Annotated in this window: 15 protein-coding genes; 8 read left to right on the top strand and 7 right to left on the bottom strand. The window is 64.6% G+C overall.

What is annotated here, in order from left to right; genetic code table 11:
* Positions 1-174: 174 nt before the first annotated feature.
* Positions 175-2520, top strand: a complete 2346-nt coding sequence (locus J8I87_RS07995) for a bifunctional diguanylate cyclase/phosphodiesterase (protein WP_209930907.1) — start codon at positions 175-177, stop codon at positions 2518-2520.
* Between the two features lie 18 nt (positions 2521-2538).
* Here J8I87_RS07995 and mnmH read toward each other — a convergent pair whose 3' ends face one another.
* Positions 2539-3600 (bottom strand): tRNA 2-selenouridine(34) synthase MnmH, encoded by a 1062-nt coding sequence (mnmH, locus tag J8I87_RS07990; RefSeq protein ID WP_209930906.1) that lies wholly within the window; start codon positions 3598-3600, stop codon positions 2539-2541.
* A 234-nt stretch (positions 3601-3834) separates the two neighbouring features.
* Between mnmH and J8I87_RS07985 the strand changes: the two genes are divergently transcribed.
* Positions 3835-4437: a CBS domain-containing protein gene (locus J8I87_RS07985; RefSeq protein ID WP_209930905.1), complete on the top strand. Its 603-nt coding sequence runs from the start codon at positions 3835-3837 to the stop codon at positions 4435-4437.
* Between the two features lie 94 nt (positions 4438-4531).
* Here J8I87_RS07985 and cobA read toward each other — a convergent pair whose 3' ends face one another.
* Entirely contained in the window at positions 4532-5305 is a 774-nt protein-coding gene (gene cobA, locus J8I87_RS07980; protein WP_209930904.1) for a uroporphyrinogen-III C-methyltransferase, read from the bottom strand.
* 967 nt (positions 5306-6272) lie between these two features.
* Between cobA and J8I87_RS44540 the strand changes: the two genes are divergently transcribed.
* The 6 genes from J8I87_RS44540 to J8I87_RS07955 all read left to right on the top strand — a co-directional run bounded on the left by J8I87_RS44540 (position 6273) and on the right by J8I87_RS07955 (position 11627).
* A complete protein-coding gene (locus J8I87_RS44540; RefSeq protein ID WP_245253779.1) occupies positions 6273-6554 on the top strand; it encodes a hypothetical protein in 282 nt (93 codons plus the stop codon).
* Positions 6485-7816 (top strand): class I SAM-dependent methyltransferase, encoded by a 1332-nt coding sequence (locus J8I87_RS44530; protein WP_313064219.1) that lies wholly within the window; start codon positions 6485-6487, stop codon positions 7814-7816. The genes J8I87_RS44540 and J8I87_RS44530 overlap by 70 nt, the downstream gene beginning before the upstream one ends.
* Before the next feature lie 77 nt (positions 7817-7893).
* A complete protein-coding gene (locus J8I87_RS07970; protein WP_209930903.1) occupies positions 7894-8784 on the top strand; it encodes an SMP-30/gluconolactonase/LRE family protein in 891 nt (296 codons plus the stop codon).
* Positions 8785-8997: 213 nt separating this feature from the next.
* Entirely contained in the window at positions 8998-10005 is a 1008-nt protein-coding gene (locus tag J8I87_RS07965; protein WP_209931030.1) for a LacI family DNA-binding transcriptional regulator, read from the top strand.
* Positions 10006-10239: 234 nt separating this feature from the next.
* Positions 10240-11052, top strand: a complete 813-nt coding sequence (locus J8I87_RS07960) for a hypothetical protein (RefSeq protein WP_313064216.1) — start codon at positions 10240-10242, stop codon at positions 11050-11052.
* A 134-nt stretch (positions 11053-11186) separates the two neighbouring features.
* Positions 11187-11627, top strand: coding sequence for a PRC-barrel domain-containing protein (locus tag J8I87_RS07955; RefSeq protein ID WP_209930901.1), 441 nt, complete (start codon positions 11187-11189; stop codon positions 11625-11627).
* 124 nt (positions 11628-11751) lie between these two features.
* Here J8I87_RS07955 and rpoD read toward each other — a convergent pair whose 3' ends face one another.
* The 5 genes from rpoD to J8I87_RS07930 form a co-directional block, all read right to left on the bottom strand.
* Entirely contained in the window at positions 11752-13749 is a 1998-nt protein-coding gene (gene rpoD, locus J8I87_RS07950; RefSeq protein ID WP_209930900.1) for an RNA polymerase sigma factor RpoD, read from the bottom strand.
* A gap of 306 nt (positions 13750-14055) precedes the next feature.
* The gene (locus J8I87_RS07945) at positions 14056-14316 is read right to left on the bottom strand and encodes a hypothetical protein (RefSeq protein WP_313064212.1); all 261 of its coding nucleotides are present in this window, start codon (positions 14314-14316) and stop codon (positions 14056-14058) included.
* A gap of 217 nt (positions 14317-14533) precedes the next feature.
* Positions 14534-14866 carry an RNA-binding protein gene (locus J8I87_RS07940; protein ID WP_209930898.1) on the bottom strand — a complete coding sequence of 111 codons (333 nt, stop codon included), beginning with the start codon at positions 14864-14866 and terminating at the stop codon, positions 14534-14536.
* A 14-nt stretch (positions 14867-14880) separates the two neighbouring features.
* Positions 14881-15660, bottom strand: a complete 780-nt coding sequence (gene fabI, locus J8I87_RS07935; RefSeq protein WP_209930897.1) for an enoyl-ACP reductase FabI — start codon at positions 15658-15660, stop codon at positions 14881-14883.
* Between the two features lie 2 nt (positions 15661-15662).
* The gene (locus J8I87_RS07930; protein ID WP_209930896.1) at positions 15663-16844 is read right to left on the bottom strand and encodes an acetate/propionate family kinase; all 1182 of its coding nucleotides are present in this window, start codon (positions 16842-16844) and stop codon (positions 15663-15665) included.
* Positions 16845-16849: the final 5 nt, after the last annotated feature.

Below are 16849 nucleotides of genomic sequence, written 5' to 3'. Positions count from 1 at the left end.
TTGCATGTAGCTGGCATTTCATGCAAGCGCACCTGCGCGCGCGCTGGTCGGCAATTGTCAAACCGGCCCGCGAGACCCATGCCCGGCTATGAACGTTTTGATCTGAAGTATTAACCTCGGGCCTTTGCTGCCGATATACATCGGCAGAGTGACCGGAACTGGCCTGAGTTCAATATGCTTTCCTCCCCAACGGAACAGACGTCCGACGCCGGATTTCGAATCCGGTTTCACCGACGTTCGCTGGAACATCAGCGACCCCTTTCGATCGTGACGATGGCGTTTATCGTCGTTGCGTTCGTGACGTTCGTCTTCGCGCGTTGCCTCGTGGCGGGACCGGCCGCGCCGCTCGCATGGCGTCTCGCGTGCGCCGCGGGTCTCGCGCTGCTCGTCGCCGCCATTGCGCGCACGAAGAGCACGTGGGTGTTCGGCGGTATCGGCGTCGCGTACACGCTGCTCCTGCTGGCGGGTCTCGTGCTGAACATCGCGGGTCTTGACGAACCGTTGCTGTGGGCGCTGCCCGCGATGGTGGTGATCCCCGTTTGCGCAGCGCCGTTATGGCTCACGCCCATGCACTTCTGCGTCGGCACGGCGCTGTTCTATGCGACGGGCGCGCCGCTGCTGCTGAACCTGCCGCATCCGCAGCGCGATGTGAGCGCCGTGTGCTGGATGTGGATGGCGATCGCCGCGTCGACGGCGGCCGTGTTGCATCTCGGTTTTTACCGGGTCAGGCGCAACCGTTTTCTGCTCGAAGACCGGCTCGCGCGGCTCGCCGCCACCGATCCGCTGACGGGACTGCAAAACCGCCGCTCGTTCCTCGAACAGGCGGCGCTGCGGCTGTCGAAGCTGGACAGCCGCACGAAAGTCAGCGCGATATTTCTCGACATCGATTACTTCAAGTCGCTCAACGACCAGTTCGGCCACGCGGTCGGCGATCAGGCGCTATCGGACGTCGCGCGCGTGCTGAAGGAACTGACGGCGTCGCACGACATGGTGAGCCGCATCGGCGGTGAAGAGTTCGCGCTGCTGCATGACGCGGCATTGCGCCCCGCCACGCAACTGGCCGACGCACTGCGCGCGGCGATCGGCCGTATCGCGCGTCCCGATGGCCACCTGAGCGCGAGTTTCGGCGTTGCCGAGTACCGGCCCGGCGAGAGCGTGATGGCGCTGCTCGATCGCGCGGATGAGGCGCTGCTGCGCGCGAAGCATTCGGGGCGCAACCGGGTGTGCGCCGAACGCATGGCCGTTGTCGAGTCCGTGCGCCTGACGTGGACGCACGACCGCGCGGACGACGTGTCGTCGCAGCCTCTCCTGCGCCAGCAGTGGGACGACTTCTGGCTGACCTCGCATTTCCAGCCGCTCTACAGCCTGTCGCATCAGAAGCAGGTCGGCTTCGAGGCCCTGCTGCGCGGCGAGCGCGAGGACGGCGCACAGGTGCCGCCCGCCGTGCTGTTCTCGCCGCAGCCGTTCAGCGATCAGGGCGCGCTGGACCGCGCAAGCCACGCGCTGCATCTGGGCAACGCGCGCCGCCTCATTCCCGACGACGCGTGGATCTTTCTCAACATTCTGCCCGCGACATTCGTCGCCGAAGGCTATCCCGGCCAGCTCGCGCACATCGCGCGCTCGGCCGGGCTCGAGCCGGAGCGCGTGGTGCTCGAACTGCTGGAGTCACATGGCGGCAGTGTGGACGATTTGTCGCGCGCGGCGAGCCGGTATCGCGAGCACGGCTTTCTGATCGCCGTCGACGATTTCGGCGCGGGGCATTCGAATCTCGACCGTCTGCTGCGCATCCGGCCCGATCTCGTGAAGCTCGACGGCGAGCTGATCCGTGCGACGAGCCCGGACGTCGAGCAGCCGATCCTGCCGAGGCTCGTCTCTCTGCTGCATCAGGCGGGCATGCTGGTCGTCGTGGAGGGCGTCGAGACGACGGAGCAGCTGATACTCGCCGTCGAATCGAACGTCGACTTCGCGCAAGGCTATCTGCTTGGCCGTCCTGCGCCTTCCGTCACGCCGCCCGATGCGGTGCACCGGCGCATCGACGATGCATTCGACGTGATCGCGCAAGGGCGCGCGCATCAGCATGCGTTGTTCGAATCGGAAGTGCAGCCGTACCGGCAGGCGCTCGACGCGGGCGTCGATGCATGGCTCAAGGGCGTGCCGCTCAACGATGCGTTCTACGATCTCGCGCAACTGGAGCTATGCATCAGCTGCTTCGTGCTCGACGATACGGGCAGGCAGATCGGACATGAAGTGCCGGGCAAGGCGTCCGCTGTCGATGGCGGGTCGCTTCATCCCGTCGCGAATCCGCGCGATGCGCGCTGGGATCATCGGCCGTATTTCCGCAATGCCGTGCTGCGGCCGGGCGTGCCTATTACGAGCAGCCCGTATCTGTCGCTCGCGAGCGGCAGGCCGTGCATCGCGGTGACGGTCGCATTGCAGTCGCACGCGGGACGCTGCGTGGTCGGCGCGGAACTGGACTGGTCTCTGCGGCGGCTGCCCTGGCCGACGGCCGAACATTGGTGATGCCTCGTGCGTGATGCGTCAGACGACGGATGCTCTGGCGAATTGTTCGAGCAGCGCGCACGCCTGCTCGTGGAGATCGGCATCGTTGGGCCGAAGCGCGAAGCGCATCGACCCCGTCAAGCGCGCAAAGTGCTTGCTGGTGCTGCGCGCATAAGCGGGGTCGTAATGCAGATCGATCAGTTGCTCGAACAGTTCGACGCGGCGGTCCTCGTCGATCATCGTCTGCCATTCGCCGATTCTCTCGTAACCGTGCAGTTCCACGAGCTTCGCGAGTTGTGACTTGAAGAACTCGCGATCGTCGAACAGGTGCGCGTAGTCCTGCAGCAGCAGACGGATGCGCTCGCCGCGCTCCGTGTCCACTCTGACACACGTGCCGCGATGAATCTCCTGCGTCAGCGACGCGGGCAACGATACTGAACCGATGCGGCGGCTCTCCGCTTCGACGAACACGGGCTGCTGCGTATCGAAGCCGCGCAACGCGGACACCAGTGCGGTGTCGAACGCTTTCTGCGAGGGCTGCGGCGCGTGCGGCAGCATGCCGAGAATCGAGCCGCGATGCGCGGCGAGCGCTTCGAGATCGAGCGTCTGCGCATCGGCCCCGGCGAGGGCGTTGAGCAGCCGCGTCTTGCCGCTGCCCGTATGGCCCGCGAGCACGATATAGCGGAACTGCCGGGGCAGCGCGTCGAGCGCTTCGACGACGCCCCGCCGATAGCTCTTGTAGCCGCCGTCCAGTTGGCGCGCGCGCCAGCCGATCAGGTTGAACCAGGTCGTCATTGACCCCGAACGCTTGCCGCCGCGCCAGCAATAGATGAGCGGCCGCCAGTTGCGCGGACGGTCCGCGAAGGTCGTCTCGAGGTGCGCGGCTATGTTGCGCGACACCATTGCGGCGCCTTGCCGGGTCGCCTCGAACGGCGACACCTGCTTGTACATCGTGCCGATGATCACGCGTTCCTCGTTGGACAGCACGGGCGCGTTGATTGCGCCGGGGATGTGGTCTTCGGCGAATTCGAGCGGCGTACGGACATCGACGATTTCGTCGAAGTCCGCTAATTGATCGAGCGGGACGAGAAGCGATTTCAAGGGCTGAAACAGACGGGCAGTCGCGGCGCGACGTAATGCCCGATTATCGCATGTCGCGCAAATGTGGCCGGTCGCGTGCGTTCGCGTACTGCGAAGGGCCGGCGCGTGCAATTAGATCACGTTATGATGTAAACTGCCGAAAACGATGTAAGGTTGGTGCGGCCGTGGCCGCATCAGGCACGATTAGCTGGAATTGCCGTGCATGCACGGCCAACGTACTCGCGGAGGCGCAACATGTCGATTTCATCGGTATTGCACTGGGGTCTCGGAAACGCGCGTCGCCATGTTGCCCCGGACAATGGGCGCAGCGGCAACGGCGGACCGCCCGATGCCGGGCATCGCGCACGGGAGCCGCAGGACGAGCGGCATGTGCTGCTCGACGAACTGCAGCGGCAGGCCTATCTGCGAGAGCTGCTGCGGCTCACTTGCGCGGACGTGATGCGCAAGCCGCCCGTCACCGTGTCCGTCGATGTAACCATCGGCGGCGCGTTGAAGGTGCTCGATTCACATCACATCAAGCTGCTGCCCGTGGTCGACGCAGCGGGGCGTCTGAAGGGCGTAGTGACGCATGTCGATCTGCAGCCACTCGACGAGTTTCTGCCCTTCCTCAAGCTCGCTTCCGTTGCGACCGCCCCTGAGAGCGAAAGACGCGAATGGCCCGTGACGACCGTGATGTCGAGCCACGTCCAGTATGTCGAGGCGACGACGCCGCTGACGGAGGTGATTCCGCGCTTCACGAAAAACGGGCATCACCATTTGCCCGTCGTGGAAGAGGGCGCGCGCGTCGTGGGCATGCTGACCCAGGCCGACATCGTGAAGATCATGTGCGGCCAGTAAGCGGGGTCAGCAAGCGGGGCCAGCAAGCGGGGCCAAAGCGGGGCCAGTAAGCGGGCCAGCAAGCGGGGCCAGTAAGCGGCCTCCAGCAACGGGCTCACGCGCTCAGCCTGCACTTCGCACCTGCTTGCGCGGCCAGTTGCGCCGCGTGTTCCGCCACCGCCTCGCCGATCGCACCGCCGACCAGGATCACCGCGGGGCTTGCGATCTGTTCCGACGCCGCGCGCGCCGCGATCTCGCCGAGCGTCGCGCAAATGCGCCTCTCGCGCGACGTGCCCGCCCATTGCACGACGGCGGCGGGCGTATGGGCAGGAAGCGCGTTGCCCAACGCCGCGCTGATGCTGTCGATGCGGCTTGCGCCCATGTAAATTGCGAGCGTCATGCCCGTGGCCGCGAGCGTCGTCCAATCGGGCTCGGTGCCGTCGCGCAGATGCGCCGTCACGAAGATGACGCCTTGGCAATGATCGCGATGCGTGAGCGATACGCCGAGCCCGGCGGCCGCCGCGAAGCCGGACGAGATGCCGTTGACGATATCGACGGCGATGCCCGCGTGCCTAAGATCGGCGATCTCCTCGCCCGCGCGGCCGAACAGCAGGGCGTCGCCGCCCTTGATCCGCACCACATGCCTGCCTTGCAGCGCATAACGGCGCATCAGGCGCTGGATGAACGCTTGCGGCGTCGACTTGCAGCCGCCGCGCTTGCCGACCTTCACCACGCGTGCATGCGGCGCCTTCAGCGTGGTGATTTCGTCGTTCACGAGGTCGTCGATCAGCAGCACGTCGGCCGCCCCGATAGCTTTGGCCGCCCTGAAAGTCAGCAGGTCCAGATCGCCCGGTCCTGCGCTGACCAATGTGACTTTGCCTGTGTTCATCGTTTTCTCCGTCGCGTGGTCGTCATTCGAGGCGTCCATGCAAAACGGCGTCCCGCTCGTGCATGCACGAAGGGGACGCCGCTGTCCTGGGTATTGCTGCTCGTGTGTCGATGCCGGCGCCTTTGCCGGACACGCCAACTGTGCAAGAACGGGGCCAGTGGCGTCGGCGACAGCGTGATCCGTCCGCGAGCGCCGGCCTGGGCTGCGCCGAGCGCGATGCCGAGGTAGGGGCGCATGTCACACGCGAGCCTTTGCCATTACGAGACAAGCGCACCCGTCCAGTGCTGTGGCGCACCACATGAGTGCTCCGAAGCGTCATGATGATTCGCTCGCCGCCTTGGCACGGCAACCGTCGACGTCCCGCAAAACCTTGCGCGGGCGTGCCTGCAACGCGAACCGAAGCGAATGGCATATGGCTTGCATGAACAAACCGCCGCGGCATCGACGACGAGCCGCGCCGCAGCGGGTTTTTTCGCAACATCGAACAGGACAATGGCGTCCCCTTGGTCTGGTTTTCTAACCGGACCGTCGGGACGCCGTTCGCGTTTACTGTCGCTCAACTTTCTCGCTCAACTTGCTCGCCCAACTTTCGCGTGCTCTTCACGTTGCAGCGGAAGAGCGCACATGGAGACGAAATGAAGCAGCGCATCTTGACGTTGACGGGTTTCTTCACACGGCACCCGACGTCGACCGATTCACCCACGACCGCGGACGAAGACCGTTTGCGTCATGGCGCGAGCATGCGCCCCGAGCGGTTGAGAGGCCGGCGCGGGACGCGTGCGCGGATGCGCCGTGGCGACGTGTACAGGTCCGCTCGCGCCGCAGGCTGTGCCGGTTGAATGGGCACGACTGCGCCGCGCGGCAACGTAGTCCGATAACCTCGATGGCCGGCAACACATTGCGACATTTCGTATGAACGAAGTGCCTACACTTTTTGGTTCACTTCAGCCAAAGGACAGGTTGCGCAATGACAGACGCCACACAGCAGATCCAGAAGAACTACGACGATTGTCCTTATTACTCTTTCCCGTATCACCAGAGCGCGCCGGAGCATCTGGCCGCCGTCGCGCATGTGTTCGGCCTTTCCGCGCCCGACGTGCGCACGGCACGCGTCCTTGAACGGGCTGTGCTGCCGGCGGTAACCTCATTCCGTTCGCAGTGCGCAATCCACAGGCGCGAGTGGTCGGCATCGATCTTTCCGGTGCGCAGATTCAGGATGGGCGCGCCCGGGTCGAGCGTCTGCAATTGAAGAACCTCGAACTGGTCCAGAAGGATCTCGTGTCGGTGACGAAGAAGTTCGGCCAATTCGACTACATCCTCTGTCATGGCGTGTATAGCTGGGTGCCGGAAAAGGTGCAGCAAGCGATCTTGCGCATCTGCCGCGAGAATCTTTCCGCACGGGGCATCGCGTACATCGGCTACAAGACCTATCCGGGCTGGAAGGCGCACGAAATCGTGCGCGACGCGATGTTGCTGCGCGCGGGCGAGCGCGAAGGCGGTGCCGAGCGTCTTGCTTATGGGCGCGGCATGCTCGACTTTCTGCATCAGCACGCGCGGCGCGACAGCGTACTCGCGCGGGCGATCGAACAGGATCATGCGATGATCCGGACCTTCGACGCCGCCTACGTGATTCACGACTTTCTCGCATCGACGAATGCGCCGTGCTATTTCAGGGACTTCGCGGCGCGCGCGGATGAACATGACCTCGCCTATCTGGCCGACGCCGATCCGCCGCTGATGTTCGCCACGAACTACGGCGACGAAATCGCGCGCTTGCTGTTCGACGAATGCGGGCACAGCCAGGTATTGCTCGAGCAATATCTGGATTTCGTCACCGACCGTGCATTTCGACGCTCGCTGCTGGTGCGCAAGGAGCGCGCGGGCGACATCGGCTATAACGTGCAGGCCACGCGGCTGCGCGGGCTTCACGTGGCGGCGCAACTCGCGTGCGCGCAAGGCGAGGCGCGCATCGACGATTCGCCGCAGCCGTTCAGCGCGGCCAACGGCAACGCCGTCGTGCTCGACAACGCCGTCGCGAAGCTGGCGGCCGAGGCGCTCACGCGAGCCTGGCCATTCACGATGGGGTTCGACGAGCTGCATCGCGTCGTGCAATCGAAGTTGCCCGAGACAGAGCAAGCACGCAACGTCACGGAAGGACGACTCGTCGCGTTCTTCAACTCGATCGTGGTTCAGGGCATCGGGCGTTATCGGCTGACGCCGCTCGTGCGGCAAGGGGAGCATCCGTGCGTCGACAAGGCCGCGCGCGACTATCCGGCATATCTGCCGCAAGGCCAGGCCGTGCACACATTCAACGGATGGCACGAGCCCGTTTTGCTAAACCCGGTGATGCACTATCTGCTGCCCCATCTCGACGGCAGCCACACGCGCGAAGCGTTGCTTGCGATGCTCGCCCGGGCAGTCAGCGAAGGCACGCTTACGATCGAAGCGGCCGGCGCTCAGGCCACGCTCGCAGCCGAACTGGATCGCGTGCTGGCGCTGCTGTGCGCGTGAATGTCTGCTACTGTTGACTGATTCGCGCCGCTCGTCATATCCGGCGCGCTCACCGTTCACGGGAGAGGACTGTCATCATGCAGACATTCGAATGTGTGTTGCCCGCCGCCGCCGCGCTCGGCGAATGTCCGCGCTGGGACGAGCGCCGCGCGAAGCTGTGGTGGGTCGATATCCAGGCGCCCGCGCTGCATGGCTTCGATCCGAAGACGGGGCAAGACACGTCGATTGCGATGCCCGAGAACATCGGATGCTTTTCGCTGACCGAGGACGACGGATTCATCGCCGGCATGCGCACGGGCATTTTTCTGCTCGACGCGAAAGGGCAGGTCGTTCGCAAGCTGTGCGCCAACCCGGAGAACCCCGCGACGAGCCGCTTCAACGATGGCCGCTGCGATGCGCGCGGCCGCTTCTGGCTTGGCACGCTCGACGAACCGAAGGCGGGCAACGCGGCGTCGCTCTATCGCTATGCGAACGCCGCGCTGACGAAGATCGATGCGGGCCTGCTCACGTCGAACGGCATGGCGTTCAGCCCCGACTATCGCTGGTGCTACCACTCGGATACGCCGCGCTTCACGATCTACCGGCATCCGTACGACATCGAAAGCGGCGAGGTCGGGCCGCGCGAAGACTGGATGAAATTCGAGCCGACGCCGACCGATCGCGGGCGTCCCGATGGTGCCTCGGTGGATAGCGAAGGCTACTACTGGTCCGCGCTTTATGAAGGCGGGCGCGTCGTGCGCATTTCACCCGAAGGCAAGATCGTCGAGGAACATCGGCTGCCCGCGCGTTGCCCGACGATGTGCGCGTTCGGCGGCGACGATCTGCGCACGCTCTATGTGACGACGGCGCGTCAAGGCCGCCCGGCTGAAGAAATCGAACAGTATCCGCAGTCGGGTGGCGTGTTTGCGATGCACGTCTTTGTCCCGGGTCTGATCGAAAAGCGCAGTGCGTTGCGTGTGACGGATTGATTGCGCGCCACGCCGCACGCGATGCGGCGCGCTCGCGGCCGCCGCCATGCCGCGCCGGTATCTGCCGCCGGCATGCAGGCATCGCTCGATGCTGCCGGTATCATATGCGCCTGTCCATGAACGCGAGCCGAATCGATCGACATGTCGAGCACATCACGCACCGCAAAGCGCGCCATCGAAGCGCGCGCCCCTACGCTTGCCGGTCCGCCGCGCATGTCCGATGTCGCGGCGCTGGCGGGCGTATCGAAGATGACGGTGTCGCGCGTGCTGGCAGGCCAGGGCGTCGCGCCCGCGACGCGCGAGCGCGTGCAGCAGGCCATCGACGAACTCGGCTATGTCGCCGACGCAGCGGCGGGCGCGCTGTCCTCGGGCCGCTCCGCGTTCGCCGCCGTGCTCGTGCCGTCGCTCGCCAGCTCCAATTTCTCCGACACCGTGCGCGGACTCACGGCGGCGCTCGAACCGCACGGCCTGCAACTGCTGATCGGCGACACCGACTACGATCTCGAACGCGAAGAGCGGCTCGTGCGTTCGATGCTGCGTCATCAGCCGCGCTGCATTGCGCTGACGGGCTCGCAGCACACGGGCGCGACGCGCGAACTGCTGGTGCGCTCGGGCGTCCCCGTCGTCGAGATGTGGGATCTGCCTGCATCGCCGATCGATGCCGCCGTGGGCTTTTCGAATGCGAAGGCGGCGCGCGAGATGGTCCGCTATCTCGTCGAACGCGGCTATCGGCGCATCGGCTTTCTCGGCGGAGCGAGCGAACGCGATAAGCGCGGCCTCGAACGTCTGAAGGGTTATCTGCAGGAAGTGAAAGCGCAGGGGCTCGGCGAGCCGCGCGTCGTGCGCCTGGGCGAATCGCCCGTCACGATGAGCCACGGTGGGCCCGCGCTCGATGCGCTGCTGCAGCAGTGGCCCGACACGGACGCCGTGATGTGCGTGAGCGACATGTCCGCGTTCGGCGCGATCATGCAGTGTCACAGGCGCGGCTTGTCGGTGCCCGGCGATATCGCCGTCGCGGGCTTCGGCAATTTCGAAGTGGCGGCATGCTGCACGCCCTCCATCACGACCGTTTCCGTCGATGCTTACGGCATCGGCGCGCGCACGGGCGAAGCGCTGCTCGTCGCACTTGCCGCGAGCGACGGCGCAGGCGCCGCGGCACGCGTGTCCGCGCGCAAGAACGTGAAGATCGACTACACGGTCATTGCGCGCGAAAGCGCGTGACATCGCTCCTTTTTGTTTTTCAGCGGCACCGTGCAATCATGAATTGATGTTGCCGGTCACGCTGCGTTTGCTTCACGCCAGGTGCTTGCGCTGCCTGGCGTTTTCCATTGCGCCGACGCCTTTGAACGTATGCATACCGGTCGGTCGCGTTTTATCGAATGCGCTTAGAATGCCAAGCGAATAGCGTGAAGATCGAGACGCATCGATAGCGTCATCATGTATGGAGAGTGTGTTGTGCAATTTCTGAATCGCACGGTAGCCTGGGCAAATCGCATTGTGCCGACGCTGTGTGTCGGCGTCGCGCTAAGCGCTGGCACGGCGGCGCATGCCGCGAACCAGAGCGCGCCCAAGGCCGGCGACACGCCCGGCGCGCAGGCGAGCACCGTCGCGGCACAAGAGCACATCACGCCGGACGATCCCGTCAAGGTGCGTGATGCGCTCGCCGGCCAGATGCCCGGCGCCGCGCCGCACTCGCTCAGCGAGCGCCTGCGCAATCTCGCGCGCGAGCCGTTTGGTCACATCTTTCGCGGCCATGCGGCGGCGACTGACAACGGCCAGCGCACGTTTCTCTTCATGATTCCCGCGCCGCACGGCATTCTGTACCGGTCGAATACGGATATGCTGAGCGTGAACGTGCCGCTTGCGAGCGACGAGCATCCCGATGCAATTCAGCTTTACGAGAGCATCGTTGGCCCGAGCGGACGAGGACTGGTCATCGCGCCCGATGCAAAGGCAAAAGGCTATATCCAGAAGATCGACTCGATCGAATTGAGGACGCAAGGCAAGACGAAAACGACGGCGCGCGGACGTCTGAAGCTCTCGCAAGAGAACTTCGAGAAGGCCGACGACTACTTCGCCGTGGTGCTCGTCTGCACGCTCGAGCCGCCGTATCTGACGGAAACGCGCGAACACGACGAGCCGACGGATGAAGAGCCCACCGACGTCACTCGCAGAGTCTCGACTCTGCACGGCAACATTCAGGCCGTCTGGCTCGTGAACCGGAAGGACGGCACAGTGCTCTCCAAGGGACTGCGCCTCGCGAAATAGCCGATGCGCGTGTCATGTCGCGCGAAAGCGCACGCGCGTACCCTTCTGCGACATTTTCTTTCTGATGCGGTAAGGTATATCACTTCTCACAGCAGCGGCAGTCCCTCGCAACATTTCACATCGGAGAATAAGCTATGAAGGCAAAGTGGGCAGCGGTTCTGATCGCGGCGTCGACGTTTGGCGTGGTGTGCGGCCAGGCGAGCGCACAAGTGGCGGGTGCGCAGACCATCGGCGTGAGCGTCGAGCAGGAATCGCTCATCATCAACGGCTGGAGTGCGAAGAAGAGTCTGCTCGGCAAGCCGATCTACAACGAACAGGGCCAGAAGGTCGGCGTGCTGCATGACATCATCATTTCGCCGGACAACGCTGCTTCGTTTGCGATCGTCGCCGCGCACCAGTTCCTCGGCGTGTCGCAGCATGACGTGGCCGTGCCGTTCTCGCAGATCGACTATTCGGGCGGCAAGCTGGTGTGGGCGGGCGCGACGAAGGACGCCGTGAAGGCGATTCCGGCGTTCCAGTACACGAAGGTCCGCGCGACGCCGATGGCGCGCAAGGAATACAGCGAGCACCACTGAGCGGCCTCACAGGCGCGCGATTGGCTCGCATGAGCTGATTGCAGATGCAAAAAAACGCGCGGCAGCCCTGGGGCTGCCGCGCGTCGTTTGAGAAGGCCGCGCGTTCCATGCGCGGCCGTATGCATCAGCTGCGTTCGAGGAACGGGCGCAGCTTGTCCGCGCGGCTCGGGTGATTGAGCTTGCGGATCGCCTTGCCTTCGATCTGGCGAATACGCTCGCGGGTTACGTCGAACTGGCGGCCCACTTCTTCGAGCGTCAGTTCCGACGCCGTATCGATACCGTAGCGCATGCGCAGCACCTTCGCTTCGCGCGGCGTGAGCGCGTCGAGCGCTTCGTCGATTGCGCGGCGCATGTTCGCATGAACCGCAGCATCTGCGGGCGACGTCGCGGACGTATCTTCGATCATGTCGCCGAGCGTCGTATCGGCATCTTCGCCCACGGGCGAATCGAGCGAGGCCGGGTTCTTCGCGATCTTCAGGATGCTGCGGATCTTCGCCTCGGGCATGTCCATGCGCTCGGCGAGCACGGACGGATGCGGCTCCTGGCCCGTCTGCTGGACGATCTCGCGCTGAATGCGATTCAGCTTGTTGATCGATTCGATCATGTGGACGGGCACACGAATGGTGCGTGCCTGGTCCGCGATCGCACGCGTGATGGCCTGACGGACCCACCACGTCGCGTACGTCGAGAACTTCCAGCCGCGGCGGTATTCGAACTTGTCCACTGCCTTCATCAGGCCGATGTTGCCTTCCTGGATCAGATCGAGGAAGTGCATGCCGCGATTGACGTACTTCTTCGCGATCGAGATGACGAGACGCAAGTTCGCTTCGATCATCTCGCGCTTGGCCTGGCGCATCTTCGATTCAGCCGAGCCGAGCTTCTTGTTGATCTGCTTGAGCTGTTGCAGCGGCAGCGCAATCGCCGCTTCGATATCGACGAGCTTCTGCTGTTCCGACTGAATGGCGGGCAGGTGGCGTTCGAGCGCCGGGCCGTAGGCCTTCGACTTCGCGGCCGTGCGCGTCGTCCATTCGAGATCGGTTTCGCTGCCCGGGAACGATTCGACGAACGCTTCGCGCGGCATGTCGCAGCGGTCCACGGCGATCTGCAGGATGTTGCGCTCGATTGCGCGAACCTGCGCGACCTGCGCCTGCACGTCCGCGCACAGCCGGTCGATGGTCTTCGCGGTGAAGCGGATCGGCGTGAGCTCCTGCTGGATCGACTCGCGCAGGTTCGCGATGGCCGCCGCGCGGCGCTTGTCCGTGACAGGCATGTCAGGCACGCTCTCGAACAGTTTGCGCACGCGCTCGAAAATCGCGAGGCTGTCCGCAGTCAGTTGCTCGAGGCGCGCGGCGTTGGCTTTTTCGCCGCCGTCATCGGAGAGGTCGCCGTCTTCGTCGTCCGAATCGTCGTCCGAGGCGCTCGCTTCCAGTTCTTCTTCCGCTGGGGCTTCCGCGGCATCGTCGTCGAGTTCGGCGGCTTCGCTTGCGTCGCTGATGCCGTCGACCAGTTCGTCGATGCGGATTTCACCCGCGACGACGCGGTCCACGTCCGCGAGAATCGTCGAGACGATGGACGGGCACATCGCGATGGTCTGCACCATCTCCTGCAGGCCAGCTTCGATACGCTTCGCGATTTCGATTTCGCCGGCGCGCGTGAGCAGCTCGCTCGCGCCCATTTCGCGCATGTACATGCGCACGGGGTCGGTGGTGCGGCCAAATTCGGAGTCGACCGTGGACAGCGCGACTTCCGCTTCTTCATCTGCCTGATCGTCCGTTGCGGCCGCCGACGGGCCGTCGTTCAGAAGCAGCGTTTCCGCGTCGGGCGCCGTTTCGTACACGGAGACGCCCATTTCGCCGAACGTGCTGACGATGGTTTCCATCGCGGCCGTTTCGGTGAAATTGTCGGGAAGGTGGTCGTTGATATCGGCGTGCGTCAAATAGCCGCGCTCGCGGCCTAGCGCGATTAGCGCGCGCATCTGACGTTGACGCTCTTCAGCGAGGGTTTCCATCAGCGCCGCGTCTTGCGGCACGGCGGCGGGTTGTGCCTTCGCTTTTGCGGCGCGCTTGGGCGCCTTCGGTGCGGTCGTTTCGAACTGGGAGTTATCCCGGTCAAGCTTTGCCAATGCGTTCTCCTCGGCAGGCTGTTTCGCTTCCCCGCGCGCGCACGCGCGGCAGGCGGCGTGACCTGTCGGATCGTGAGGGAGGGCGGGGTGTTGCACGAATCGATTGACGCGGAACCATGCGCGCGAGGCCACTTGCGAAGCCCACTGAAATACCAGTGGCTACACAGGGCCTTCCGCGCAGTGCCTTCCAATGGGACGCAATTCGACGCGTGCGGAAAAGTGAATCTGCGAGTATAGCAGAGAATGTGGTGCGGTGCACCACTTTATGTATGCCCGGATGCGCCACGATGGTGCGCGGACGGCGGATCAGCGGTCACGGGAGAGATCGGACGCGACGATGCCCGCGAGCGCCGCGGCCAGCAGGCAGCCGACCGTCAACAGCGTCTTGGCGACGGCCATCGACACATGCTCCGGTCCGATCACCGCAAACGCGCCGACCATCAGCCCGACGACCGACAGCGCGAACATCGCCCAAGGCGTGCCGCCGTGCTTCGCGGCATCCCTGTGCGCGGCGCAGGCGCGGTGCTGCGCGCGTTCCAGTTCGGGAACGGTAGACGGCGATGGCACGGCGGGAGCTTTCGACGAAGAAGGGATAGAAGTTATCTTAGGCGACGCATCGTTCATTTCGACAACGTGTTTCTTTCGAACCGGTAACTGAGCCAGGGGGACGCATGCCGCTGACGCGAACGTGCGCGAGATCCATGATGTTATGACATGACGGTTTGCGCGTCAGTGCAGCAAGCTGCGCTGTGCAGAAGTACAACGTCTCGCGGCTCGAAACGGTTTACACGCGCGGGTCGGCGGCTCGCGGCTCATCACGTCCCGGCCGGGCCGTTCTCGTCTGCCGGCGCGCCTCGGCCGCTTCGCTCACGTCCCAGAACGACAGCACCTGCACCGACAGCCGGCAGCGATGCCAGTACATGCCGTGCAGGCGGCGCCGGATGTTGTTCAGCGTCGTCCAGTTGGCGCCTTTGATCGCGACGAGCGCGGCGGGATGCTCGTCGGCCGCGCCGACCAGATCGATTTCGCGGCAGTCCGCGTGCGAATAGCGGAACACGAGCGCCTTGATTTCGTCGACTCTGGGTTGGTGCGGCAGACCACTGATCAGGAGCTTCATGCTGATGCCTGCTTTCAGCCGATAATGCTGACGCCGCCGTCGACGAAGATCGTGTTGCCCGTCATGCGGCGCGCGTAGGGCGTCGCGAGGAACGCGCACGTGTAGCCGACGTCCATGATGTCGACCAGTTCGCCGATGGGCGCGCGCTCGGCCGCTTCGTTGAGCAGCAACTCGAAGTCCTTGAGACCCGACGCGGCGCGCGTCATCAGCGGCCCCGGCGAGATCGGATGCACGCGGATGCGCTTCGGCCCGAGCTCATGCGCGAGGTAACGGCACGATGCTTCGAGGGCCGCCTTCACGGGGCCCATCAGATCGTAGTTCGGCACGACGCGCGACGCGCCCAGATAGCTCATCGCGAACATCGATCCGCCATCGTCCATCAACGGCGCGGCGAGGCGCGCCATGCGGATGAACGAATGGCACGACACGTCCATCGCCACCGAAAAGCCTTCCGCCGAACTGTTCAGCAATCCGCCTTGCAGGTCCGCTTTCGGCGCGAACGCGATCGAATGCACGGCGACGTCTAGCCGTCCCCACGCATTGCGGATTTCATCGAACACGGCTTCGAGTTCGCCGGGTTTCGACACGTCGAGCGGCAGCAGCAGCGACGCGCCGAGTTCCTGCGCGAGCGGCTCGACATAGGCCTTTGCCTTGTCGTTCAGATACGTGATGGCCAGTTCCGCGCCGAGCTCGCGGAACGCACGTGCGCAGCCGTATGCGATCGAGTGTTCGTTGGCGATGCCGATGATCAGTACCTTGCGTTGCGCGAGCACCTGGCCCGTTGGCTTGTCCATGCTCAATCCTCCAGCCGGCGAAGCGCGTGCCGGGCGATCATCAGTTCTTCGTTGGTGGGAATCACCCATACGTCGACGGCGCTTTTCGCATCGCTGATGCGCGGACCGTGACGTTTGTTCGCCGCATCGTCGAGCGATACGCCGAGCCACGCGGCAAGCGTGCAGGCGCGTTGGCGTACGACGTCCGCGCGTTCGCCGATGCCCGCGGTGAACACGATCGCATCGAGCCCGCCGAGTGCGGCCGCGAGCGAGCCGAGCTCGCGCGAAATCCGGTAGCAAAACAACTCGACGGCTTCGGCCGCTTTGGGATCGTCGCTCGCGAGCAGCGTGCGCATGTCGCTGGAAATGCCGGATACGCCGAGCAGGCCCGAGCGCTTGTACAGCAGCGACTCGATCGCGCGCGCGTCCATCTTTGCTTCATCCATCATCCACAGCACGACGCCGGGATCGAGACTGCCCGAGCGTGTGCCCATCACGAGCCCTTCGACGGCTGTGAAGCCCATCGTGCTCGCGATGCTTCTGCAATTGTCGAGCGCCGTCATGCTTGCGCCGTTGCCCAGATGCAGCACGACTGTCTTGCCCTTCGCCGCGCGTTCGTCGACTTGCGGCAACACGCTGGCGATATATTCGTACGACAGCCCGTGAAACCCGTAACGCCGCACGCCACGGCTCGTGATGTCGGGGGGCAGCGCGAAGCGGGTCGCGACGGCGGGCTGCGTGTGATGGAACGCGGTATCGAAGCACGCGATCTGCGGCACCTGCGCATTGCGCGCCATGATCGAGCGGATCACCGCGAGATTGTGCGGCTGATGCAACGGCGCGAGGGGCACGAGCGCTTCGAGTTCTTCCAGTACGTGCGCATCGACGCGCACGGGCGCGGAGTACCGTTCGCCGCCATGCACGACGCGATGGCCGACGGCGCGCAGCGTCGCGCGGCCCTGGCCGTGGCTGCGCAGCCAGTCGAGCAGAAACGCGATCGCGTTGTCATGCCCGAGCCGTTCGCCTTCCGGCCAGCGTTTGTCTTCGATCACTTCGCCGTTTTGCCGCTTCGCCGTGAAGCGCGGATTCGTGTAGATCTCTTCGAGCTTGCCGCCCGCGATGGGATCGAGCGTCGTGCCGTTCACGGCGAACGCATGAAACTTGATGCTCGATGAACCCGCGTTGATGACGAGGATGACGTCCATGCCGG

Source organism: Paraburkholderia sp. LEh10 (assembly GCF_017814945.1).
Classification (GTDB): Bacteria; Pseudomonadota; Gammaproteobacteria; order Burkholderiales; family Burkholderiaceae; genus Paraburkholderia.
This window is presented reverse-complemented; position numbering and strand designations above follow the sequence as displayed.